A 24,451-nucleotide genomic window follows, 5' to 3' on the forward strand; every position below is an offset into this window, starting at 1 on the left:
ATGGGACTTTTTGTATATACTTAAAAAGGCTCCATAATCTCCACGGTGGTTTTACCCACTACAGAAATTATAGAGCCTTTTTATCATCAGCGGTAAAAAAATTCTCAAAAATTATCAGACAAGTGCGAATAGATGTAGCGAGGGGGAGTAAGAACCTGTATTCACAGTTCAGCACGTTCACCTAAGGCTAGTTTTCCAGCTACTCATCGTTCGTTTTTTTCAAAATACAGTCAGTATTCCCTCAAAAAACTGCCTTGATTAGCGAAAAACTATCTCTTATCTAAAAGCACTTTACTTGTGAATACAGGTTCTAAGACCCCTACAAAAAATCATCAAAGGAGTCTGAATGACAAAAACATCACTTACAGCAAACCAACCACGCTTTTCTATCCGCACTTATTCTCTCGGTGCTACTTCTGTTCTACTAGCCTATGCCTGTCTAGCAGCTGGACCAGTAGCCCATGCCAACATAGGTACAAACACCAATACTAGTACAAATTTAAGGACCGTCCAGACCTCGACAAGTAGTTCTGTAGGACAGGAAATAACTACACCAGTCACTCAACCAACTAGCCCACAAATTGGATCTGAGCAGACAACCGCAAACACCATCACTAGTCCAAGCAACTCTGGGCAAACCGACCAAACTTCTCATGAAAAGATTGAAACAGGAGCAAGCACTTCATACGGTCAACAAACACAGGTGACTATTCCCCAGACCAGTCAAGATAGGATAGCAATTTCCCCACAAACAACACCTACAACTAGGGACAACCAGACACAGACTGCTCCAACAAGTAGCAGCCACCCTCAGACAAGTAGCTCTGCTATTTCCCAAACAACAAGCACTCGAGCACAAACCAACACCAACAGAAATCGACTGACCACCCAGGCTCGCACCACTAGCACGCGCTCTAGCTCCACCAGTGCCTTGGGGGATGATTATCCTTATACAGCGGTTGACGCTATTGACCCTTGGAGGCTCTACACCCGTCAATGTACTTCTTTTGTAGCCTTTCGCCTCAGTAAAGTCAACGGTTTTGAAATTCCGGCAGCTTACGGTAATGCAGATGCTTGGGGACATAGAGCTCGACGAGAGGGTTACCGAGTGGATATGAACCCTGCCATAGGAGCAGTGGCTTGGTGGACCTCTCCTATGCACGTTGCCTGGGTATCTAGCATCCAAGGTGACATGGTCGAAATCGAAGAATACAACTACGGTACTCGATACACCTACAATCGCCGTCTGATCCATAAGAACTCTGTCAGTGGCTATATTCACTTCAAGGACCTAGCTGGCTCTCCTGTCAGTCAGACCAGTCCTGCACCTACTCAGACGCACACATCTGGCTTAGCAAACAGTGGTACCTATACCTTTACCCAGCAAGCACCAATTAAAAATGAAGCCAAACAATCTAGCACAACCTTGGATTACTATTATGCTGGTGAGAGCGTACGCTACGACCGGGTTCTAACAGCTGACGGCTACCAGTGGATTAGCTATGTCAGCTATAGTGGTCAAAGACGCTACATTCCTATCAAACAGATACAAACAAGTCCTACACCTCAACAAACAAATAAAAACCTTCCATCCTCAGGTACCTACACCTTCTCTAGCAAAGCCATTGTCCGCAATAGCCCTAGTCAGTCCGCCAGTGAAATCACCTACTACGGTGCTGGTTCTTCTGTCCGCTATGACCGAGTTGTCACATCCGAAGGACGCCAGTGGATCAGCTATGTCAGCTATTCAGGAGTCCGTCGCTACATCGCCATCCCATAAAACAAAAGAAACTGCAGGTTCACTATGCACCATGCAGTTTTTTAGATGATTAAATATCAGTAGAATTGATAGCTGTGCTCGATTTTTCTTTCGGTTTACGCAGATGGAAGAAAATAGTTACCCCAAAATAGATGGCAAATAGGACAACTCGAATAATATAATTCATCATTGCCTGCGCCTCTACTGACTGACGCATAACTGAATCCGTATAAATTTGCCCCAAACCTTTCTCACCAATAAAAGCGTAGGTCGAAAATAGGAGAGTTACAAAAAGATAACCCAGGTAGGTATAAGAAGCCTGCTCATTTTTCTTGAGGAAAAGCAGCACAATCGTCGCAATCACAGCAAGTAGTAACACAACTGCAAATGCCTTATTGACAAGATTCGTCTGGAAATTGATAGATTCTCTCATGTAGGTAAAATATGCCTCATCAATCCCCTCAACATTAAAATTCTGCAACAATTGACGCACAACAGCCTCATCGTACTTCGCAAAAAATATATTAAAGCCACGCAATACGCTCGCAATAGATGACAGTACAACAAAAATATACAAATGAATCGGTCTTTTCATAATAGCCTCCTTTTTTCTATATTTTATACTCATATTTTTGTATTGTCAATCATATATTTCATTTGACTATAAATATAATTTTGTTATACTAAATTCAGAGGAGGAAAACTCATGAAGAAATTGCCTACCTATATCGGAGTGATTATTTTTGTAGTTACGCTACTGATTAACTGGTTATTGCCAAGTCTTGCTAAAGTGCTGAATACATTTTTCATTTGGACTATCGTAGCCTGCCTACTCTACACCATCTACTACTGGATTAGCTACTGGCTCTATGTCCGTAAACAGAGATAACAAAGCCTCCTCTAAGTTAGCTACTTAGAGGAGTTCATTTTATTCTGACTTTTCATCAACCAAATGCACATTAACCCGACGATAAGTTTCTGTAAGGTCTAGCAATTCCGCTTCAATCTCTGGTGTCAATTGATCCGCCGTCATCCTCCAAGTCCAGTTACCACCAAGTGTATTTGGCAAGTTCATGCGAGCCGAACCATCCAAACCAAGTAGGTCCTGCATAGTAGCCACCGCCATAAAGGCAGGTGAACCAAAGAGCAGGCGGAAAAGAGCATGGCTAACCGTTTCGCCCTCACGACGATTGCTGTACTTATCTAAGAATGCACGCGATTCTTTCGTTGTTTCATTTTCGTACCAGCCAAGAATCGTATCATTGTCATGGGTTCCCGTATATGCCACCACATTATTAGGATGATTATGCGGCATTTCAATGCTGTCTCCTTCTGGATCAAAAGCAAACTGCAGGACTTTCATACCAGGAATACCTGTCGTATCACGTAATTGGATGACCTTGTCTGTCACAGAGCCCAAATCCTCAGCTATGATATTTAAGTCTCCGAGTTCACGTTTGATTGTATCAAATAATTCAAAACCTGGTGCTTCGACACGATAGCCATTTACAGCTGTTTCTTCACCCGCTGGAATTTCCCAGAAGGAGGCAAAGCCGATAAAGTGGTCAATTCGCACCATGTCATAAATCTTGAAGGACTCACGCAAACGAGCCACCCACCAAGTAAATCCGTCATGCTTCATCGCTTCCCAATCATAAATCGGATTGCCCCAAAGCTGACCAATTTCCGAAAAGGCATCTGGTGGGCATCCTGCAACCACACTCGGTTTGCCTTCTTCATCCGTTTTAAAGAAATGAGGGTTGGCCCACATATCAGCAGAATCAGCCGCGATATAAATCGGCATATCCCCAACAAACTCAACACCTTTGGCATTGGCATAAGCCTTTAAAGCCTTCCATTGTGAAAAGAATAAATATTGTGTAATGCGGTGATAATCAATTCGATCTGCCAACAAGTGACGATAATATTCCAAGGTATCGTGGTAACGTAAGCGCACCCCTTGATCTTCCCACTCTGTCCAAGGTTTGAGATCAAAATGCTCTTTTATAGCCATATACTCCGCAAAGGTATGAATCCAAAAATCATTCTCCCCTAAGAACATCCAGTAATCTTCTGGCAATCCTTGTGCCTTCATGTTGGCAACTACCTTCTCCAGTAATGGACGGCGAGCATAAAAAATGGCTGCGTAATCTACCTCTGTAGGATTCTGCCCAAAGTCAACACCTTGTAAATCCTCTGCTGCCAGCCAGCCTTTATCGATCAATATATCGAAATCAATAAAATGAGTATTCCCTGCAAAAGCTGAAAATGACTGGTAAGGAGAATCTCCATAACTGGTTGTTCCCAAAGGCAAAATCTGCCAGTAGCGCTGCTTGGTTCTTTCCAAAAAATCAACAAAATCATAGGCAGCCTGTCCCATAGAACCAATGCCGTATTTACCAGGTAGAGATGAGATATGCATGAGCACACCACTTTGGCGTTCTTTCATAATAGTCCCCTATATCTTTCTAAAAATTCTTTTTTATAAACGCAAACGATTGCTTTGTTTCATTATATAATGAAAACGGTAACAAATCAAGCTTTTTTCACAGTTCTATCAAATAATTTCGATAGCATTTACAAGTTTCTTCATTAATAGTGAATCGTTTTTACGATATTTTATATTAACCTAAAAAAATTTTTTAATTTTTTTATAAAAACACTTGCAAACGCATTCATTCTGGTGTATAATAAATACATCTTAGGAAAACGTTTGCGCTAGTAAGCGTTTCACAATAAAACATTTATTCTTGGAGGGAAGAATATGAAACACAAACTTCTTAAGAGCGTTGCTCTCTTAGCTGCATCAACTGCTGTTTTAGCTGCTTGCTCAAACTCAGGTTCATCAACAGAGGCATCTAAGTCTGCTGAAGGTAGCAAAGAATTGACTGTCTACGTTGACCAAGGTTATGAATCTTATATCAACGACGTCAAAGCTGACTTCGAAAAAGAAAATGGTGTGACTGTTACAGTTAAAACTGGTGATGCTTTGACTGGTTTGGATAACTTGTCATTGGATAACCAATCTGGTTCAGCTCCAGACGTTATGATGGCACCATACGACCGTGTAGGTAGCCTTGGTTCTGAAGGTCAATTATCTGAATTGACACTTGCAGATGATAGCAAAGCAGATGACACAACAACTGCTCTTGTAACAAACGGTGGTAAAGTTTACGGTTCACCAGCAGTTATCGAAACACTTGTTCTTTACTACAACAAAGACTTGTTGACTGAAGCTCCTAAGACATTTGCAGAACTTGAAACACTTGCTAAAGATAGCAAATACGCCTTCGAAGGAGAAGCTGGTAAAACAACTGCCTTCCTTGCTGACTGGACAAACTTCTACTACACTTACGGACTTCTAGCTGGTTACGGTGGCTACGTATTTGGCGAAAACGGTACTGATCCAAAAGACATCGGACTTGCTAACGAAGGTGCCATCAAAGCGATTGAATACGCTAAAACTTGGTATGAAAAATGGCCTCAAGGTCTTCAAGACGGTACTGCTGCAAACAACTTGATTAACACTCAATTTACAGATGGTAAAGCAGCTGCTATTATCGAAGGACCTTGGAAAGCAGCTTCATATAAAGAAGCTGGCGTAAACTATGGTGTAGCAACAATCCCAACTCTTGTAAACGGTAAAAACTACTCAGCATTCGGTGGTGGTAAAGCGTGGGTTGTTCCTACAGGCGCTAAAAACCAAGAAATGGCTCAAAAATTTGTTGACTTCTTGACTGCTACAGACCAACAAAAAGCACTTTACGACGCTACAAACGAAGTTCCAGCTAACACTGACGCTCGTGAATATGCTGTAAGCAAAAACGACGAATTGACAACTGCAGTTATCAACCAGTTCGCTTCAGCTCAACCAATGCCAAACATCTCAGAAATGGGTTCAGTTTGGACACCAGCTGGTAACATGCTCTTCGAAGCTGCAAGTGGTGCAAAAGACGCTAAAACTGCTGCAACAGACGCTGTGAAAGCTATTGCAGACGAAATTGCTCAAAAACACAGCAACTAGTCAAGTTTAAAGTTGGACTGGGAGTTCCTCCCAGTCTACTTTATTACTTAACGATAAACTGAATAGATAAAATCGACCATCTATTCAGAAGCTATATAAGGAGACTATGACTATGAAACAAAATCCAGGTAAGGCACTCCTTTTGTCCCTGATCCCTGGTCTCGGACAAATCTACAATAAACAAAAAGCCAAAGGATACATCTTTTTGGGTGTTACCCTTGCCTTCCTTGTTTATTTTATTGCAATTGCAGCTGGTGAATTAGGCAACTTGATTACCCTCGGTAGTGTTCGTGGACAAGATAATTCGCTATTCATGCTGATTCGCGGTTCTTTCCATTTGATTATCACGGTTGTCTATCTCGCTTTCTATGCACTCAACCTAAAAGATGCACGTGATACTGCGAAACGATGGAATTCAGGGATGCCAGTAGCTACCACATTAAAAGAAATGGTAAAAGGTATCTATGAGAATGGTTTCCCATATCTCTTGATTATCCCATCATATATTGCGATGACCTTTGCTATCATCTTCCCAGTTGTCGTTACATTGTTTATCGCCTTTACAAACTACGACTTCAAACACCTGCCACCAGGTGCCTTGTTGGATTGGATTGGTATTACTAACTTTACAAACATCTGGAAACTAAGCACATTCCGTACAGCATTTGGTTCTGTACTTGGCTGGACAATTATCTGGGCACTCTGCGCTTCAACAGCTCAAATTGTTATCGGTATCTTGACAGCCATCATCGCAAATCAGCCATTCATCAAAGGAAAACGCATCTTCGGTGTTATCTTCTTGCTCCCATGGGCTGTTCCTGCCTTCGTAACTATCTTGACTTTTAGTAACATGTTCAACGATAGTGTCGGCGCTATTAACACACAGGTATTACCATTCCTGAGCAAATTCCTACCATTCATCGATAATTTCCTTATCCCTTGGAAGACCGACCCATTCTGGACTAAAGTTGCCCTCATTATGATGCAGGCTTGGCTTGGTTTCCCTTATATCTATGTTTTGACCTTGGGTATTTTGCAATCCATTCCAAACGACTTGTATGAAGCTGCTTACATTGATGGTGCAAGTGCCATTCAAAAATTCCGTAACATCACCCTTCCGATGATTTTAGCAGTAGCAGCTCCAACACTAATCAGTCAATACACCTTCAACTTCAACAACTTCTCTATCATCTACCTCTTTAACAATGGTGGTCCTGGTAGCGTTGGTGGTGGAGCAGGTTCAACTGACATCTTGATTTCATGGATTTATAAATTAACCACAGGTACATCACCTCAATACTCAATGGCGGCAGCAGTTACATTGATTATCTCAATGATTGTCATCAGTATTTCCATGATTGCCTTCAAAAAACTAAATGCTTTTGAAATGGAGGATGTATAAGATGAAAGTATCTGTAAAAACTAGACGCATACTCAATCAGACCTTAACCTATCTCTATCTGATTGTTCTGTCTGTTATCATCATCTATCCTCTCTTGATTACAATCATGTCCGCCTTCAAGTCTGGTAACGTGGTTGCCTTCAAATTGGATAGCAATATCAACTTTACACTAGACAATTTCAGCAAGCTCTTTAGCGAGACTCTATACGGAACCTGGTACCTCAATACGCTTATCATTGCTCTCTTGACAATGGTTATTCAAACAAGTATAGTGGTACTAGCGGGTTACGCTTATAGTCGCTATAACTTCATCGCTCGTAAGCAGAGTTTGGTCTTCTTCTTGATTATCCAAATGGTACCAACCATGGCTGCTCTTACCGCCTTCTTCGTTATGGCCCTCATGCTCAATGCGCTCAACCAAAGCTGGTTCCTCATCTTCCTTTATGTCGGTGGTGGTATCCCAATGAACGCTTGGCTCATGAAAGGCTACTTCGATACGGTGCCAATCTCACTTGATGAATCTGCAAAACTAGACGGTGCCGGTCACTTCAGACGTTTCTGGCAAATCGTCCTCCCACTCGTTCGTCCAATGATTGCTGTACAAGCGCTCTGGGCCTTCATGGGACCTTTTGGAGATTACATCCTATCCAAATTCTTGCTTCGTGAAAAAGAATTCTATACTGTAGCTGTCGGCCTTCAAACCTTCATCAGTGATGTGAAGAATATGAAGATTGCCTACTTTGCGGCAGGTGCCATTCTTATTGCCCTCCCTATCAGTATCCTATTCTTCTTCCTACAAAAGAACTTTGTATCTGGTTTAACAAGCGGTGGCGACAAGGGATAACCCTGTCCCACCTTTTCCCTTTTTAGGGGAAACATTGATATTTATGAAAGGTTCAACGAATGCTCCCATATCCTTTTTCCTATTTTTCTAGTATCTTCTCTCCAAGAAATATGTTTGCCAATCGTAGACTAATGAACCTTTGGCAACGGTTGTTTACAACGCTTTTTTTAGTGGCGCTCTTGCTCATTCCGAGCTCCCTGCAGACTGTCAATCTCGAAACCTATCCTTTAGAAAATTTCGTAGAAGGTATCTATGCACCTCTGACAGATCAGGTCGTAGATGACCTCCGTCAACATGCAGTCATTGAAAACAACCACCTAACCTATACTGGAAATACTAACTGGGAGCAAGTGACATTTGGTGATACCGTTAGCTCTAGTTCTGACTTTACTTATCAATTCGCCAATCAGTCTCTGACTATTCGTAAAGGAAGTGATATTCTAAGCGAATTGACTTATGAAGGTTTGAATACTGACGATTTTGCTAGTAAGGAGACCTTGACTGCAACCATCTCTAAAAAATGGTATCAAGCCAACCGAGCAGCTGTCGGACTGTCCATCACTCTTATTTCGACCTTTATTTTAACAACAAACCTACTCTTCATCCTACTAGGAGCCAGCTTCTTCCTCTTTTTGACTAAAAAGTCTCGTTTCTTCCATTTTGAAACGTTTGCAGAGTGCTATAATTTTGCTCTCAACTGTCTGGGCCTGCCTACTCTTATAGCCTGTCTAATTGGACTATTTGGTCAACCTGTGACTACCCTTCTGACCATACAAAATATCCTATTTGTGCTATGCTTGTTATGGGTATTTTTCAAAACAAAATTCAGAGATGAAATCTAGGAGGTCTATATGCGTGCAACCATCAAAGATGTGGCTAAATTAGCTGGTGTCTCGCCATCTACAGTTACTCGTGTCATTCAAAATAGCTCTGCCATTAGCCAAAAAACGAAAGACTTGGTGCGGAAAGCCATGGCGGATCTCAACTACCATCCAAACCTCAACGCTCGAAGCCTAGTTTCTAGCTATACACAGGTTATCGGACTGGTTTTGCCAGATGACTCGGATGTTTTCTATCAAAACCCTTTCTTCCCTACTGCCTTACGAGGAATTTCTCAAGTTGCGGCAGATCATAATTATGCCATCCAAATCTCCACAGGAAAGAATGAAGAACAACGATTGGAAGCTATTTCTCAGATGGTCTATGGAAAGCGGGTTGATGGTCTAATTTTCCTTTATTCCAAGCCAGATGACCCACTGGTCCAGCTAGCCATTCAACATAAGTTTCCCTTCCTCATTCTCGGTAAGGCGGATTCTCCATTCATATCACTAGTTGATAATGATAATATCCAGGCCGGCTTTGAAGCTACCAACTACTTCATCAGTAAAGGTTACAAAAACATTGCCTTCGTCGCTGGTAACAAAGAGTTGGTCGTATCTCAAGACCGTTATACTGGTTACAAGAACGCCCTTAAATCGCACAATATTCCCCTGGATGAAAACAAGGTCAAGTTTGTGTCTGGCTTCCTTCTCGAAGACAGTGCCTACAAAATTTCTAAGAAATTACTCAAACAAGACCTGGATGCAATCGTCACAACCGACACTTCCGTTGCCGAAGGTGTTGTCAAATATCTCAACGAAGTCGGAGTCAAACTTCCTATCATTTCTTTTGACTCCGTCAAGCCAAAACTAGATATTGAAGCCTACGTTGACGTCCACGCTATTAAACTAGGACGCGTCGCATTCAACACTCTGCACCAAATCATCAATGACAACAAGGAAGACAAGCAGGTCTGCTACCGACGTGTCATTCCACATACCATCACCGAACTCTAACTTAGAAAGGAGCCTTTTGGCTCATGGCATTACGACAATTTCAAGCATTCCTTGATGATGTAGCAACTATTCGCTTGGTCATGGAAAAACGATTCGACTCCGAACATATGAGCTTCTCACTTGAATCAAATGATGCTACGTCTCAACTTTTTATCCATTCCTGTCTAGAAGTAGACAATCTCGTTATCTATTATCTAACCAGCCTCCATGCATTGATATTGGACAAGGACTATACCATCTACGACCAGGATCGTAATAAAGCTGAACTCGGCTATGGTCATATCGTTCGCTCTACACTTTTTGAACAAAGTTATACATACAATGGGCAAGACTTGGGAGCAACCTATCGACCAGAGGCAACAACCTTTAAGTTATGGGCACCTATTTCTAAGCAAGTTTTTCTTGTTCTAGAAGGAAACCCACATGCAATGACTAAGGGAGCAAAAGGAGTTTGGGAAATTACTGTTGAAGGAGACCTAGAGGCGCACAGCTATCACTATCTCCACAAAGTAAACGGTGAATGGATTTCCGTTCACGATCCCTACGCCCTGTCTTCCACAGCCAACTCAGGTGACAGCTACGTTATCAATCCAGATAAACTTCATAAAATTCGTCGTGCTAAGACCCAACGACCTATTTCTCAGGCCATTATCTATGAAATGAGCGTCCGTGATTTCTCATGGCAAAAAGAAGCTGGTTTCAAGCATCGCAGTCAATTTCTCGGATTGACAGAGTCTCCTACCATGGATGGAATGAAGCTAGGAATGGATTACATCAGAGAACTAGGCGTTACCCATATTCAATTATTGCCTGTTTATGATTTTGGCAGTGTGGATGAAAATAAACCCCAAGCTGTTTACAACTGGGGCTACGACCCTATGCAATACAATCTGCCAGAAGGTTCCTATTCTAGCCAACCAAACGATCCTTACGCACGTATTCTAGAGCTACAAGAAGCTATCCAGGCCTACCATGATGCAGATATTTCAGTTATTATGGACGTTGTTTACAACCACGTCTATCATGCTGAAAAGTACGCATTTGAGCTCATCGTTCCAGGCTACTTCTATCGCTATGATGACCACGGCATGCGAACAGACGGGACATTCTGCGGTAACGACGTTGCCAGCGAGCGCAGTATGGTCCGCAACTACATCAAACAATCCCTTCGCCAATGGCTAGAACTCTATGGTTTTGACGGCTTCCGTTTCGACCTTATGGGTATTTTAGATAGCGAAACAATCAACCAGATTCAAACTGAATTATCTGCCATTCACCCAAATGTCTACCTCTATGGTGAAGGATGGAAAATGGCAACAGGCCTCGAATTTGAAAAGCTGGCTCACCAGTACAATGCAGAGCAGTTACCTGAAATCAGCTTCTTCAATGACGATTACCGTGATACCTTTAAGAAACTCTTGCTCAATCCAAGCCGTCTAGTAGATAAGCAATTGCACGAAAAGGTACAACATCTCCTGACTGGTAGCCGATTAAGCCATTTCTTAACGCCTCAACAGTCCCTCAACTACATCGAATGCCATGATAATGCTACAGCATTTGACTATTTCCATATTGAGAATCCAAACTGGACACCTCAACAGCAGAAACGTGCTGCTAGCTTTGGACTTCAACTGATTTTGATTTCTCAGGGTATGGCCTTTATTCATAGTGGACAGGAATTTTTCCGTACAAAAGATGAATTAGATAATACTTACAATGTCCCTGACCTTATCAACCGTCTGGACTGGACACGAGCTATTCGTTATAAGGAACATATCGAGTTCATTCAGGAATTAATTACCTTCCGCAAAAATAATCCAATACTCAGCCAGGATAACTACGAAAGTATCCAGGAAACTTGTGATTTCTACTGGTTAACTGAATATGTTCTTCGCTATCAAGTGACAAGTGAAGAAAAGACCATTCAATTTATCATCAACTTTGCGGATAGCGACTTTACCTATGAACGTGAAAAAGATAAGGCAGTTCTCTACAACTATCCTCCAGTCGAAGAGCGTGATCAGCAAGAAATCACGATTGCAGGACAGAGTATTTGCATTTTAGAAGACAAATAGGACTTTAGACCGATGAAACACGATATAGTCTGAGGTATACTATAGTCAATCCTAAATATTTTTCATAATCTCCTTAAAACTCACTGGTCACTCTGGTGAGTTTTTTTGTGTGATCAAAAAAACAACCCAGCATAAAGCTGAGTTGAGGCTCTTTACATCAATTCCATTATCTTCCGACCAATGCGTTCAATGTCATTCTGCATCCCTCTGAGTTCAAAGGTGTCTATAACAGGAAAATTAAATCGCTCAGCATATTGCTTGGCAGTCAGACAATATTGGTTGTTAAAATTACGGTTACCTGAGCCAACGACACCCAGACAGAGCTCTGCATTGGTCCCCAAAGCGATAAAATCTCCGAGAGGATTGGTCAGAATTTCCACATCTCCGTTGTCCACTCCATTTCCACCTTCTAAGTAGGTTGGTAAAAAGGCGACAAAGGGTGCATCTAGCTGATAGAAAGGAATATCCTGCTTGACCAAATCTTTAACATGGACCAGTTCAATCTCCCAGTCAGTTTGAAATTGGAAAAAAGACTTTAGACGTTTCACAAAACTCTCTGTATTGCCACTCAAACTGATATAAACCAAATATATTTTCTTCTTCATACATTTCCTCTTTATAATAAAAACACTACATGTAGACTGTAAATACTATTTTACTCCTACATGTAGTGTTTGTCAATCAGTCACTTTCCACAAACCGACCAATAATATTGACGTTGTCAGCTACCGATACAAAGGCTTGAGGATCTGCTTTTTTCATAATTTGCTTAAATTCACTAAACTCCGCACGCGTGATAATAGTAATCAGTACCGTTTTTTGCTCATGGTTATAAGCACCCTCAGCACCGTTGATAATGGTCACACCGCGATTGAGCTTCTTATGGATTTTCTTAATGACTCGTTCAGGATGATTGGTAATAATCATGGCCTGCATCCGTTTTTGTTTCACAAAAATCGCATCTGTCATGCGGCTGGAGATAAACAGCGCAACCATTGAATACAGGGCATATTGCCAGCCAAAGGTCATCCCTGCAATCAACATAATCATAATGTTGACAATCAAGGAAATGACTCCAACTTGACGTCCCGTCTTCTTGCGAATAATAATAGAGACAATATCAGTACCACCACTGGATACATTGTTCCTAAGCGCAAAGCCAATTCCTGTACCGAGCATAAGCCCACCGAAAATAGCATTGACTAACGGATCCGTCGTCAGGGTAACTGGCGGCATAAATTGGATAAAGAAAGAACTGAAGGATACCGTAATAAAGGTAAAGATAGTAAATTTATAACCAATTTTATACCAAGCTAAGATAAGCAAGGGAATGTTCAGGCCGTAGTAGACCACCGCAATCGGTACATTCCAACCAGCGTAAGAAGCTGCCAGAGCAGAAACAATCTGTGCAAGACCAGTAACTCCAGACGAATAAACATTCCCTGGTCGAAAGAAAAAATTGACTGCAATACTAGATAGGAGTCCATAAATAATGGACCCCGATATCCGTTCAGCATATTTTTCCCGAGAAATTCCCAAAATGACCGACCAAAACTTATTCTTTCTGGCCATTCTTATCAAGCGTATTTGCTGTTTTCTGAAAAATTTATTCATTTTCGAGTGTAATGTTTAAAGCCAATTCCTCTAATTGAGCTGATGCAACCGTACTCGGTGCCTGTGTCATCGGATCAGATGCCTTGTTATTCTTCGGAAAGGCGATAACTTCACGAATGTTATCCTCACCAGCCAATAACATGACAAAGCGGTCCAAACCGATAGCCAATCCACCATGTGGTGGGAAGCCGTAGTCCATAGCTTCTAGCAAGAAACCAAACTGCTCATGGGCATCCTCGGCTGAGAAACCGAGTGCCTTGAACATCTGCTCCTGCATCTCTTTCTGGTTGATACGCAAACTACCGCCACCTAGTTCATAGCCATTCAAAACGATATCGTAGGCAACTGCGTGTATTCTCTCCAAGACACTACCTTTTTCTCTAGATAACTGTTTTAATTTTCCCTTATTTGCCTTCAATTTGTTTATAGAATCTTTATCTGGCAAGGTGAATGGGTGATGGGCACTCATGTAGCGACCTTCCTCTTCAGACCACTCAAACATTGGCCAATCCACAATCCAGAGGAAGTTAAACTTGCTTTCATCAATCAAGCCCTGTTCTTTAGCCAAGCGATTACGCAAGGCTCCCAAGGTATTGTTGGCTACTTCCAATTCATCTGCCACAAAGAGAACCAAGTCCTTGTCTTCAAGTTGTAAACTTTCTGTCAAGTTTGCTGTAATGTCTGTCAAAAACTTGGCAACTGGGCCAGCTAATTCTCCCTGGTCAACCTTAACCCAAGCAAGTCCCTTAGCACCAAATTGTTTGGCGTATTCTGTTAATTTATCAATGTCTTTACGTGAGTAGCTATCCGCCGCACCCTTGACCACAATTGCTTTGACAACTGGTGCTTCTGAGAAGACCTTGAAGTCAACTTCCTTGACAAGTTCTGTCAAGTCTTGTAAAAGCATCTCAAAACGAGTATCCGGCTTGTCTGAACCATAGAAGTTCATCGCATGGTCATAGGACATACGTGGGAATGGTAAGGTCACATCAATTCCTTTGGTATCTTTCAAGACCTTAGCAATCAAGCCTTCTACGATGTCTTGGATTTCAACCTCATTCAAGAATGAGGTTTCCAAGTCAACCTGTGTAAACTCAGGTTGACGATCCCCACGCAAATCTTCATCACGGAAACACTTAACGATTTGGTAGTAACGGTCAAAACCAGCGTTCATTAAAAGCTGCTTAGTAATCTGTGGACTTTGTGGAAGGGCATAAAAATGACCTTTGGACACACGAGATGGTACCAAGTAATCACGCGCACCTTCTGGTGTTGACTTAGTCAACATTGGCGTCTCCACATCTATAAATTCCAAGTCATCCAGATAATTGCGAATGCTGTGGGTTACAGCTGCACGCAATTTGAAGTTGTTGAGCATTTCTGGACGGCGAAGATCCAAATAACGGTAACGAAGACGGGTATCATCACTAGCTTCAATGCCGTCCTTGATTTCAAACGGAGTTGTCTTAGCCGTGTTCAACACTGTCAAGCTTGTTACTTGTAATTCAACAGCTCCTGTTGGGATGTTGTCGTTGGCTTGTTCACGCTCCACAACCGTTCCCGTTACTTCGATAACAAACTCGGAACGAAGACTCTCCGCTTTTGCCATCACTTCAGCTTCAACTGCCTCAGGGTTAATAACCAATTGCATAATGCCTTCACGGTCACGCAAGTCGATGAAAATCAGACCACCCAAGTCACGACGACGGCCAACCCACCCTTTCAAAGTAATTTCCTGTCCGACATGTTCCTTACGAACACGTCCAGCGTACATAGAACGTTTCATTTTCTTCCTCTTTTACTGATTTTATACCTACTCATTCTACCATAAAGTGGCTGATTTTTGGGGGAATTTGACAAGAAAAATCGAAAAAACAGCCTTAAACGACTGGTTTAGTATAAAGCATATCTAAATGCGGAATATCGTCCTCTAGATAGACTTCTGAAACCGTCTCAAAACCTAGCGAACTATAGAACTTTTCTAAATGGGCTTGGGCACCAATTTTAATCTGACTTTCTTTCCATTCGTTTGTAATAAAGTAAATTGCCTGCCCCATCATTGGTCGACCTAAACCTTTGCCACGATGACTTGACTTGATGACCACACGACCGATGGAAACTTCATCATAACTTAGACCAGCTGGCAATATTCTCAAGTAAGCTACTAACTCTCCTTCATCCGTTCCCAAAAGATGAAGACAGTTTGGGTCCTTTCCATCAACTTCAGGATAGGGACAGGCTTGTTCAACAACAAAGACATCAACTCTCAGTGTCAAGATAGTGTAAAGTTCCTGTAAACTTAGTTGGTCAAATGCTTTTATTTCCCACTGCATAGCTTCCTCCTAGGGCAAGATGTTGCCTGCACTTCTGTAAATCTCGTACCATTCTGGTCTAGTCAAGGTAATCTGACTAGCTTGTGCAATCTTGGTCAAACGTTCTGGATTCATGGACCCAACTATGGTTTGAATCTTAGCTGGATGTCTCAAAATCCAAGCTACGACAATGGTTTCATGTGAAACTTTGTACCGCTCTGCTATTTCCCCAATGGTCTGGTTTAAAAGAGCATAGTCAGGATGGTTGGCAAAAATACCTCGTTGCAAATCAATCAAGAAAGGAGACCAGGCTTGGATAGTGATTTTTTTAAGTTGGCAATAGTCAATTAGCCCACCATCACGCATAGTCGCAGCATCATCTTTCATATTGACATGGAGTCCGGCGTCAATCAAAGGCGTGTGAGCAGGAGATAACTGCAATTGATTAACTGCGAGCGGTTGATCAAGATAGGATTGCAATAACTCCATTTGGTAAATGTTTTGGTTGCTGACGCCAAAATGATGAACCTTCCCTGCTTTTTTCAAGAGATAAAAGGCTTCTGCCACTTCCTCTGCTTCCGTTAAAGCATCTGGTCTATGCAAGGCAAGAACATCTAAATATTCTGTATCCAAGCGCTTCAAAATCCCGTCCACAGATTCCAAGATGTAATCTTTAGAAAAATCAAAATAGCCCTTGCGAATGCCACATTTGGACTGGAGAATCATGTCCTCACGTTTCAAACCTGCCAATTTTGCTCCTTGAGCAAAACGGATTTCTGACTCACCACCACCATAAATATCTGCATGATCGAAAAAGTTAATTCCCTGTCCAACGACTGTATCTAACACTTTAGCAGTTTCCTGCTCTGTCAAACTAGCCATTCGCATACAGCCTAAAGCAATTCGAGAAACCTGTAAACCTGTCTGTCCTAATTCTTGCATGTGTCTTCTCCTTGTAAGCGTTTTTTCTTCTATTCATTATAACAGAAAAGGGAGCGGGACAGAACTCGAAAATAAAAAGAGTTCCCCTCACTTCCAAACATACAGGTTCGGACTTATATGGGCACTTTCTTACTTTCAGGTGACCAGCTGAAACAGTTCCCCGAACTGTTTCACTCCACTGGACTATTTTACTCCCGTCCCCACATAGCTCCAACAGTCAGAGTAGTGACTGTTGGAGGTTGGAAATGAAGCGAACTCGTTCGCATCAGCGTAGAGGTCAGATTTGAAGTGTGCAACACGAATTGCTGAGATTTGCTGTGCAAAACCTCTAACAATCTCCCAGATTGTTAGAGCCAATCAACCACTGTACTGAGATGTTGACACTAGCTTTGAGAAGTGGCAGTCAACCTCCTAGTTAAAACCATAAATTCTTTTCGCGATTTTATAGACGGCATTGGAAATTTTTCGACCTGGATAACCGTAAAGGTTGGTTAATTGCCCGAGTAACCCTTTACGAACGATTTTAAAGAGAGCTGGATTGTTATCACGAATATAGTGCCATAATTCCTGCTTTTTCATCATATGCTCAGCTGTTCCAGCACGATTGAGAAGGGCACAGGAGATAATGGTCGTAATCTCTACGTGATTGAGCAAATAACTCCGTAAATCAGGATTGTCAATCGCCTCCAAGTCTAAATTATCTACCAAGATTCGATTGACTTTCAACTGCTGGTCAATGCGCTTAATCATGACGGATTCATTGACAGACTGGTCATTTCGCCCAATAAAGTAACGATAAAAATCTACTGGTAGATAGTACATGGTTTTCACAGCCTGTAAAGGGGTAAACACGAAAATATTATCCACATAGAAGGTATGCTCTGGTAGAACGAGACCAACCTCTCTTAACAACTCAGTCCTGTAAATCAAGGAATGCATCATCATGTATTGACCCTTGGAAAAGGCACCTACATCTTCCCAACCGAAAATCCGATTTTCAGGTAAGACATCCTGATAGGACATGGATTTCTTTCGAGATTGTCCCTCTTTTTCGTAAACAAAATTGGAAATGAAGGCATCAACTGGCGTATTTTCGTCTTCCAATGCCTGCAAACTCTCTAGGATCTTCAAATAGGCCCTGGTATCGACCCAGTCATCTGAATCTACAACTTTAAAGTACTTCCCCTTGGCCTCACGTATCCCTGTATTAACAGCTCCGCCATGGCCCTTATTGTCCTGATAGATGGCACGTACGTTTGAAAATTGATTCTCTAGTCCCTCTGCGATTTCCTGAGTCCGATCGGTCGACCCGTCGTTAATAATCAGAATTTCAACCTTGTCACCACCCATTACAAGGGAATGAACACAGTAATGAAGGTAGGCCTCCGAATTATAACTCGGAATGGCAATACTTAGTAAGGTCATCTTTCTCTCCATTTGACACAATTTGTTACTATTTTATCACATTTTCAGGAAAGTTGCTTTTGATATTTTCGTTTTGCTTGATAGGCTCTCCATAGTTGGCCTAAGCCCTTGAAAAAATGGCCATTGACAATGGTAAGAATCCCTTCCACCATCGGTAAATCGAGCATGTCTCCTGTCATCTTGGCCATTGCCCTAAATGGCATATTATAAAGGAATAGCAGGTTCAAGTCAGGAGTCCCTTTCTGCTCTGCTTTTTTCAGTAAGCCAGCCAATAGTTTATGCACGCCACGTGCCAACCCACTCTTGGCAAATTGGAGTTTCAAAACTGGATCGTTCAGGCTCAATTCTTGACCAATTTTCCAGGTTTCTTCTGGAACTGGACGTCCAAGCAATTGTGCAAAATCCTGCGATGAAGCAGCCTGTACTTGGGCTGTCAGATAAGTCGGTAGCTGTTCTGAAGCAGGAAATTGGTCTACTGTACCTTGTCGGATAATCTCACCAACCAAGCGAATATCCTGACTACTTGCACCTACATACAAGAGATAATTTCCAGCCTCTACTTCAAATCGGCCTGTCTCTTTATTAAAATAACGGAAAGTATAATCCTCAAAAGGGATAAAAATTTGTTTGGACTCGCCTGCTTTTATAAATACCTTTTTAAAGCCTTTTAATTCCTTTACAGGTCGGTAAATCTGACTGTCTTCTTTGCCTACGTACAATTGGATAATCTCAGCCCCATCTACCATTCCTGTATTAGTAATCATGACAGAAACCCCTGATTCAGACACTTCTAATTGACTGTAAGAAAAATCTGTGTAGGATAATCCATAGCCAAAGGGATACTTGACAGATTTGTCAACGCTTGTAAAGTAACGGTAGCCTACATAGAGAGCTTCCTTATAGAGGGCAAATTCTCCCTCCGCAGGATAGTCCTCAGAAGACGGAAGATCTGCTAACTCAACAGGATAGGTCTCGCTTAGTTTCCCTGACGGGTTGACACGACCTGTCAAGGTATCTAACATGGCTCTAGCGCCAGCTTCTCCTGATAGATAGCCGTGAAGAACCGCATCTACATCCACATCCCAATTCATATCCACAACCGAACCAGCTGATAGGACAACAACGATTTTTTTACCTGTCCCTACCAAGGCATTCAGTAAGGATAACTGGTTTTTAGGGAGACTTAGATGATGACGATCCAAGCCCTCACTTTCACTCATTTCATCCAGCCCCATATGGTAAAGAACAAGTTCTGCTTGGTTTGCAAGATTGACAGCCTTGTCAACTAATTCCCCATCTTCTTTATCTACACGTTGGTAGCCTTGTTCGTAACCAATGACATTTAATGGATAATCCGCGATGCAATCCACTGTTTTATCTAATTGTCTTGTATTGATTAAGGAAGAGCCGGCTCCCTGATAGCGAGGATTTTGGGCAAATTCTCCGATAAGGGCTATTTTTATCTCGCTAGATAAGGGCAAGACATGATCCTTATTTTTTAATAGCACAATGCTCTCAGCAGCAGCCTGACGGGCCAATTTATGTTGTTCAGAATAATCTACAGTTTGTTTTTCAGCATTGGCCAACTCCAAAACCACATCAAGTAGCTCATCCACGCGCTCATTCAATACCTGCTCGGACAGACGACCAGACTGAACAGCGTCAATGATTTCCTTTTGACCAACCTTTTTAGTACCCGGCATTTCCAAATGACTACCATTTTCAACACCGAGAACATGGTCATTAGAGCCTCCCCAATCCGATACGACAAAGCCAGTAAAGCCCCATTCGTCACGAAGAATGTCACGCAAGAGGCGCTTGTCTTCATTAGCGTAGACGCCGTTTATTTTGTTATAGGCAGACATGATTGCCTTTGGATTTCCTTCACGCACAGCAATTTCAAATCCTGTCAGATAGAGCTCTCTCAGCGTGCGCTCATCTACAATGGAGTCTGAAGCCATACGTCGCAATTCCTGACTGTTTACAGCTAAATGCTTAGGCGTTGCCGCAACACCTTGCGACTGCATTCCCCGAATCATTGCGGCCGCCAGTTTTCCTGCCTGATAAGGATCTTCTGAATAATACTCAAAGTTTCGACCACATAAGGGACTGCGCTTGATATTAAGCCCCGGACCCAAAATGACATTGACACCCAAGCTGTTTGCTTCTACGCCGAGACCCTGTCCGACACGTTCAACCAGATCCACATCCCACGAATTTGCTAAGGTAGCAGCTGTTGGGAAACACGTTGCAGGAACAGAGGCATTCAGCCCTAAGTGATCACCTTCACCTTCTTGCTTGCGAATTCCATGTGGCCCATCAGACAAAAAGATAGATGGAATTCCTTTTTCAGGGTAATCCTTGGTTTCCCAAACAGATTTTCCAGACATGAGTGCTGCCTTTTCTTCCAATGTTAAACGATTAATAATCTCCTGATGCTTCATCATCTTTTCCTCATTCTATTTCTTTATCACTATCATATCAGACCAAGCGTACAATTAAAACGCTTTCTTCATAATCTGTCCGATTTTAGGCATAATCTGCTATAAAAAATCTCCCCAGAAAATACTAGGGAGATTATGTGCATCACTTCTTATTTCATGATTACAAACTTCATCATCGGATAGTTGACAGCCACTTGAACGAAAATATTGACCCAATTGGCTGCTGTCTGTGCCCAACCCAAACTCAAGCCCCATGATGTAAAGAGTTGAGTAGTGTAAGGTGGTAGCACAATGGACAAAATTCCTGCAACCAGAACAGTCAAGATATACCAATGGAGGGTTTTGGAAATATCATTCTCTGCACCAAATACCAACTTCCTTTGTACAATGTAATTGACAACTTGCGCTGCTACATAGGCCAAGAGGAAGGAGAGAAAGCCGTTTAAACCGCCATTTTCTATGGAATAATGGAAGATGAACCAGTGAAATGGCTGACTTGACAAGGCTGTAAAGAGGAAATTTGTTGACAACCAAAGAACACAGAAATTTGTAATGGTCGCTATGTTTGATAACACATTAAACTTGATAAATTCCCACAAGTCTGGGTGTTTGGCAATCCATTCTTTCATACTGTCTCCTATGCAAGACGAGGGGATGCCCCCTTGTTATGCTGCGTTTTTTTCTTCTTTTTTCTTACTTGTTAGTTTTACAAGACCGAAACCTGTAAAACCAACAAGGGCAATATTGCTTGCTACCAATACAACAATCCACCATTTAGTTTTTGGTTTGTAGATGTCAAAGGCTGCAGAATGAGCAACGGTGTACAAGATGTTTTTGCTTGCCTGACGAAGTGCGGCAACCCCTTCTTCAGTACCAGTTGAAGTGGCTGTTGGAAGGTCACCCATAGGTGTCAACATGAGGTCGCCACCGTTGCGGATAGCCTGGTCTGGACTCATATAGTCTTGACCGTCAAAGTCTGTGATGACCATTCCTTTGAAGCCCCACTCGTCACGAAGGACAGTATTCAAGAGGTCTCCGTTACCACCTGCCCAGAGGGTGCCGATACGGTTAAAGGATGACATGATGGCTGTCGCTCCACCTTCTTTGACAGGGATCTCAAATGCTTTAAGGTAGATTTCACGGATTGCCTGTTCGTTTGACCAAGTCGCCACACCTTCACGGTTATCTTCTTGGTCATTGAGGGCAAAGTGTTTGGTAAAGGTATAAACACCATTTTCAAGAGCTTTTGCTACCAGTGAGCTTGCCATTTTTCCTGAAATCAGTGGATCTTCTGAATAGTACTCGAAGTTACGTCCTGAGAATGGTGAACGGTGAATGTTCACAGCTGGTGCATACAAACCAACGATACCATGAGCTAAAGCTTCTTTGGCAAAGGCGTCACCCATTTCTTCAGCCAAGTCAGTATTCCAAGTAGATGCAACAACGACTTCTGAGTTGTATTGGATACCTTTGATACCTTGGAAGATACCGTTGATACCAGCAGGTCCGTCCAAGTCAACAACAGCTGGTTTATCGATTGATTTGACAGCTCCTGTTGCATAGCCGCCGTAACCAATCAAGTTGACCATTTCATCAACAGACATTTGAGCAACGAGTTGTTCCCAACGCTCGTCATCATAGTCTGCACCAATCAAATCAACCAAACGAAGTCCGTTATCTTCTGTTGTCACCGTATCAATCGGTGTTTCTGAAGATTCGTCAATACGGAAGTTTGAATTATTGATTTCTGTAGCAATTTGCTCGCTAGCTTCTTTGTCTTTTGTACGTTCAGTTGGCAAAGTACCTGCCCAGTCCGCACGGGTTACATACTTGACATCACCTACAGCATATTCAAAGGCATTGGTTACTTCAGCCTTATCAGATGAACGTTGCGTCAAGACTTCCTTGCTGTCAACTGTGTAGGTTTCTGAATCCAATACATCATGAGCGTTATTCATGAGTTTGATTTGGTAGTCACCCTTATCCAAAACGTAGGCTTTTTCAGTCTTTTCGTCGTAAGATGCCATGTCATCACGGTCGAAGGAAATAGTTAATTCCTCGCTCTTACCTGGCTCAATAACATCTGTCTTGTCAAATCCAGCCAAGACAACATGGGATTTTTCAATACCACCTTCGGTATATGGAGCAGTGTAATAAACTTGTGCAACTTCTTTACCAGCCACATCACCAGTGTTGGTTACCTTGACATTGACCTCAATCTTGTCACCGTTCTCTTTCATGCTGGTGATTTCTTGGTCAAATGTTGTATAGCTCAAACCATAGCCAAATGGATATTGCACTGTTGCATCGTAGGCTGCCTCATCTACTTGACCAGTCGCATTGTCAACAAAGCGAGTTTCATAGTAACGATAGCCTAGATAGATACCTTCTTGGTAGTTAACAAATTTATAGTTGAAGGTTTGAGGTTCTTTTGCTCCCCATGGAGTTTTCTCATAAGTAATATTGGTATAAGAGAAGTCCCCTGTATTCCAGTAGGTCGGGTTGGTTTCCAAGTCATAGGCATAGGTATCGACCAAGCGACCAGACGGGTTGACATCTCCTGCCAAGATATTAGCTACACCGTTCAAACCAGTTGAACCAGGTCCGCCAATCCAGAGAGCCGCATCGACACCTGCCTCTTCCAAGAAACCAAGTTCCATCGCATTTGAAGAGTTGACCAAGACAACAACCTTGTCAAAGTTTTCGGTTACAGTTTTCAACATAGCTTTTTCAACTTCTTGAAGTTCAAGATAGTGCTTGTCCTTGTCTCCTTGTTGGTATTCTGCCATATTTTGTGGAAGGTCTGCACCCTCACCACCGTTACGGGAAATGACCACCAAGGCTGTATCAGAGAAGTTCTTCGCGTTTGTTAGCAATTCATCTGTGTATTTGTCTTGAGTTGGCTCATAGATATTGTAATCTCCACCATTGAGGGAGAAGATGTTGGTACCTTCTTTTTCTGGCAGGTTTTCTGTATAGAAATCGGTCAATTCACTGTTGACTTCAAAACCAGCATTTTCAAGACCTTGTTGCAGATTGACGTTTTTGGACTCATCTGCAGCACCTGAACCAGATCCTCCGTAAGTAATGGCTACAGAAGAAATACCAAAAACATTGACCTTAGATGATTTTTCAAGCGGTAGGGTCTGATTTTTGTTTTCGAGCAAGACAGTGCCCTCTTCTTGAATAGTTGTTACCAAAGATTTAGAAACCTCTTCTGCCTCAGCTATTTTTGTCTCATCTGCATAAGACGGCGCAAAATAGGTGTCGATTACATTGACAAACATATTGACAGCATAGTTGGCACCAATAACTACTACACCTAATAATGCCAAGAGAGACGTAAAGATTTTTGATTTTTTGGTTGCAAATGCCTTATTCTTCACACCTTTGTAAATATAGTACGCGAATAAAGCTACGACTGCTAAACTAGCACATATTAAAACAATCTTTGCAATCCCTGCTGCATCCCATGCTTGATAGGAACTAGCATAATCTTCCGCAAATACCGTTACTCCGACATTTCCCATCAGAGTAACTAAACTTGCTAAACCAAGTTTTTTCCAAGCCTTCATAAGACTTCCTCCTAAACGTTTCGGCTTCCATGTAAGCCTTTTCTTTTTCTTGAGTCCACTATATCAATTAACATACTTAATGAAAACCCTTTCTTCATAATCTGTCATTTAACCTTCATAATTTGTAAATTGAGAAAAATAATCCTACTCTTGCTATTTTATCATTTGATTTTTCTAAAATATAGCTAACAATTTCATTT

The 24,451-nt window shown here is 42.0% G+C and carries 19 protein-coding genes; 8 read left to right on the top strand and 11 right to left on the bottom strand.

Annotation, left to right across the window (positions count from 1 at the left end; genetic code table 11):
* Positions 1–346: 346 nt before the first annotated feature.
* Complete coding sequence (locus P7J49_RS05290) at positions 347–1,780, top strand: SH3 domain-containing protein (protein WP_408569809.1); 1,434 nt, start codon at positions 347–349, stop codon at positions 1,778–1,780.
* A 49-nt stretch (positions 1,781–1,829) separates the two neighbouring features.
* On the opposite strand, the gene P7J49_RS05295 is transcribed toward P7J49_RS05290, so the two are convergent.
* Complete coding sequence (locus P7J49_RS05295; RefSeq protein ID WP_408569811.1) at positions 1,830–2,354, bottom strand: hypothetical protein; 525 nt, start codon at positions 2,352–2,354, stop codon at positions 1,830–1,832.
* A gap of 111 nt (positions 2,355–2,465) precedes the next feature.
* Between P7J49_RS05295 and P7J49_RS05300 the strand changes: the two genes are divergently transcribed.
* Complete coding sequence (locus tag P7J49_RS05300) at positions 2,466–2,648, top strand: hypothetical protein (RefSeq protein WP_044687958.1); 183 nt, start codon at positions 2,466–2,468, stop codon at positions 2,646–2,648.
* Positions 2,649–2,687: 39 nt separating this feature from the next.
* On the opposite strand, the gene malQ is transcribed toward P7J49_RS05300, so the two are convergent.
* Positions 2,688–4,208, bottom strand: coding sequence for a 4-alpha-glucanotransferase (malQ, locus tag P7J49_RS05305; RefSeq protein WP_408569813.1), 1,521 nt, complete (start codon positions 4,206–4,208; stop codon positions 2,688–2,690).
* Positions 4,209–4,523: 315 nt separating this feature from the next.
* On the opposite strand from malQ, the gene P7J49_RS05310 reads away from it, so the two are divergent.
* The 6 genes from P7J49_RS05310 to pulA all read left to right on the top strand — a co-directional run bounded on the left by P7J49_RS05310 (position 4,524) and on the right by pulA (position 11,939).
* On the top strand, positions 4,524–5,783 hold the full coding sequence (locus P7J49_RS05310) for an extracellular solute-binding protein (protein WP_408550807.1): 1,260 nt from the start codon (positions 4,524–4,526) through the stop codon (positions 5,781–5,783).
* 106 nt (positions 5,784–5,889) lie between these two features.
* A complete protein-coding gene (locus P7J49_RS05315) occupies positions 5,890–7,185 on the top strand; it encodes a sugar ABC transporter permease (protein ID WP_024376014.1) in 1,296 nt (431 codons plus the stop codon).
* A 1-nt stretch (position 7,186) separates the two neighbouring features.
* A complete protein-coding gene (locus P7J49_RS05320) occupies positions 7,187–8,029 on the top strand; it encodes a sugar ABC transporter permease (RefSeq protein ID WP_002941891.1) in 843 nt (280 codons plus the stop codon).
* 131 nt (positions 8,030–8,160) lie between these two features.
* Positions 8,161–8,871, top strand: coding sequence for an integral membrane protein (locus P7J49_RS05325; protein WP_015445375.1), 711 nt, complete (start codon positions 8,161–8,163; stop codon positions 8,869–8,871).
* A 9-nt stretch (positions 8,872–8,880) separates the two neighbouring features.
* Positions 8,881–9,864 (top strand): LacI family DNA-binding transcriptional regulator, encoded by a 984-nt coding sequence (locus P7J49_RS05330; RefSeq protein WP_408569815.1) that lies wholly within the window; start codon positions 8,881–8,883, stop codon positions 9,862–9,864.
* Between the two features lie 23 nt (positions 9,865–9,887).
* Positions 9,888–11,939, top strand: a complete 2,052-nt coding sequence (gene pulA, locus P7J49_RS05335; protein WP_408569817.1) for a type I pullulanase — start codon at positions 9,888–9,890, stop codon at positions 11,937–11,939.
* Positions 11,940–12,091: 152 nt separating this feature from the next.
* On the opposite strand, the gene nrdI is transcribed toward pulA, so the two are convergent.
* The 9 genes from nrdI to P7J49_RS05380 all read right to left on the bottom strand — a co-directional run bounded on the left by nrdI (position 12,092) and on the right by P7J49_RS05380 (position 24,251).
* Positions 12,092–12,544 (bottom strand): class Ib ribonucleoside-diphosphate reductase assembly flavoprotein NrdI, encoded by a 453-nt coding sequence (gene nrdI / locus P7J49_RS05340; RefSeq protein WP_009911016.1) that lies wholly within the window; start codon positions 12,542–12,544, stop codon positions 12,092–12,094.
* Positions 12,545–12,620: 76 nt separating this feature from the next.
* A complete protein-coding gene (locus P7J49_RS05345; RefSeq protein WP_408569819.1) occupies positions 12,621–13,511 on the bottom strand; it encodes a YitT family protein in 891 nt (296 codons plus the stop codon).
* 34 nt (positions 13,512–13,545) lie between these two features.
* Positions 13,546–15,339, bottom strand: a complete 1,794-nt coding sequence (aspS, locus tag P7J49_RS05350; protein WP_408569820.1) for an aspartate--tRNA ligase — start codon at positions 15,337–15,339, stop codon at positions 13,546–13,548.
* Between the two features lie 94 nt (positions 15,340–15,433).
* Positions 15,434–15,886, bottom strand: a complete 453-nt coding sequence (locus tag P7J49_RS05355) for a GNAT family N-acetyltransferase (protein ID WP_408569822.1) — start codon at positions 15,884–15,886, stop codon at positions 15,434–15,436.
* Positions 15,887–15,895: 9 nt separating this feature from the next.
* Entirely contained in the window at positions 15,896–16,807 is a 912-nt protein-coding gene (locus tag P7J49_RS05360) for an aldo/keto reductase family oxidoreductase (protein WP_408569824.1), read from the bottom strand.
* A 411-nt stretch (positions 16,808–17,218) separates the two neighbouring features.
* A complete protein-coding gene (locus P7J49_RS05365) occupies positions 17,219–18,232 on the bottom strand; it encodes a glycosyltransferase family 2 protein (protein WP_408569826.1) in 1,014 nt (337 codons plus the stop codon).
* Positions 18,233–18,276: 44 nt separating this feature from the next.
* Positions 18,277–20,676 carry a glycoside hydrolase family 3 C-terminal domain-containing protein gene (locus tag P7J49_RS05370; RefSeq protein WP_408569891.1) on the bottom strand — a complete coding sequence of 800 codons (2,400 nt, stop codon included), beginning with the start codon at positions 20,674–20,676 and terminating at the stop codon, positions 18,277–18,279.
* Between the two features lie 149 nt (positions 20,677–20,825).
* A complete protein-coding gene (locus tag P7J49_RS05375; RefSeq protein ID WP_408569828.1) occupies positions 20,826–21,305 on the bottom strand; it encodes a GtrA family protein in 480 nt (159 codons plus the stop codon).
* Between the two features lie 36 nt (positions 21,306–21,341).
* Positions 21,342–24,251, bottom strand: a complete 2,910-nt coding sequence (locus P7J49_RS05380; protein WP_408569829.1) for a glycoside hydrolase family 3 C-terminal domain-containing protein — start codon at positions 24,249–24,251, stop codon at positions 21,342–21,344.
* Positions 24,252–24,451 lie beyond the last annotated feature (200 nt).

Origin of the sequence: Streptococcus suis (genome assembly GCF_046032515.1) — a bacterium.
Taxonomy (GTDB): domain Bacteria; phylum Bacillota; class Bacilli; order Lactobacillales; family Streptococcaceae; genus Streptococcus; species Streptococcus suis_AL.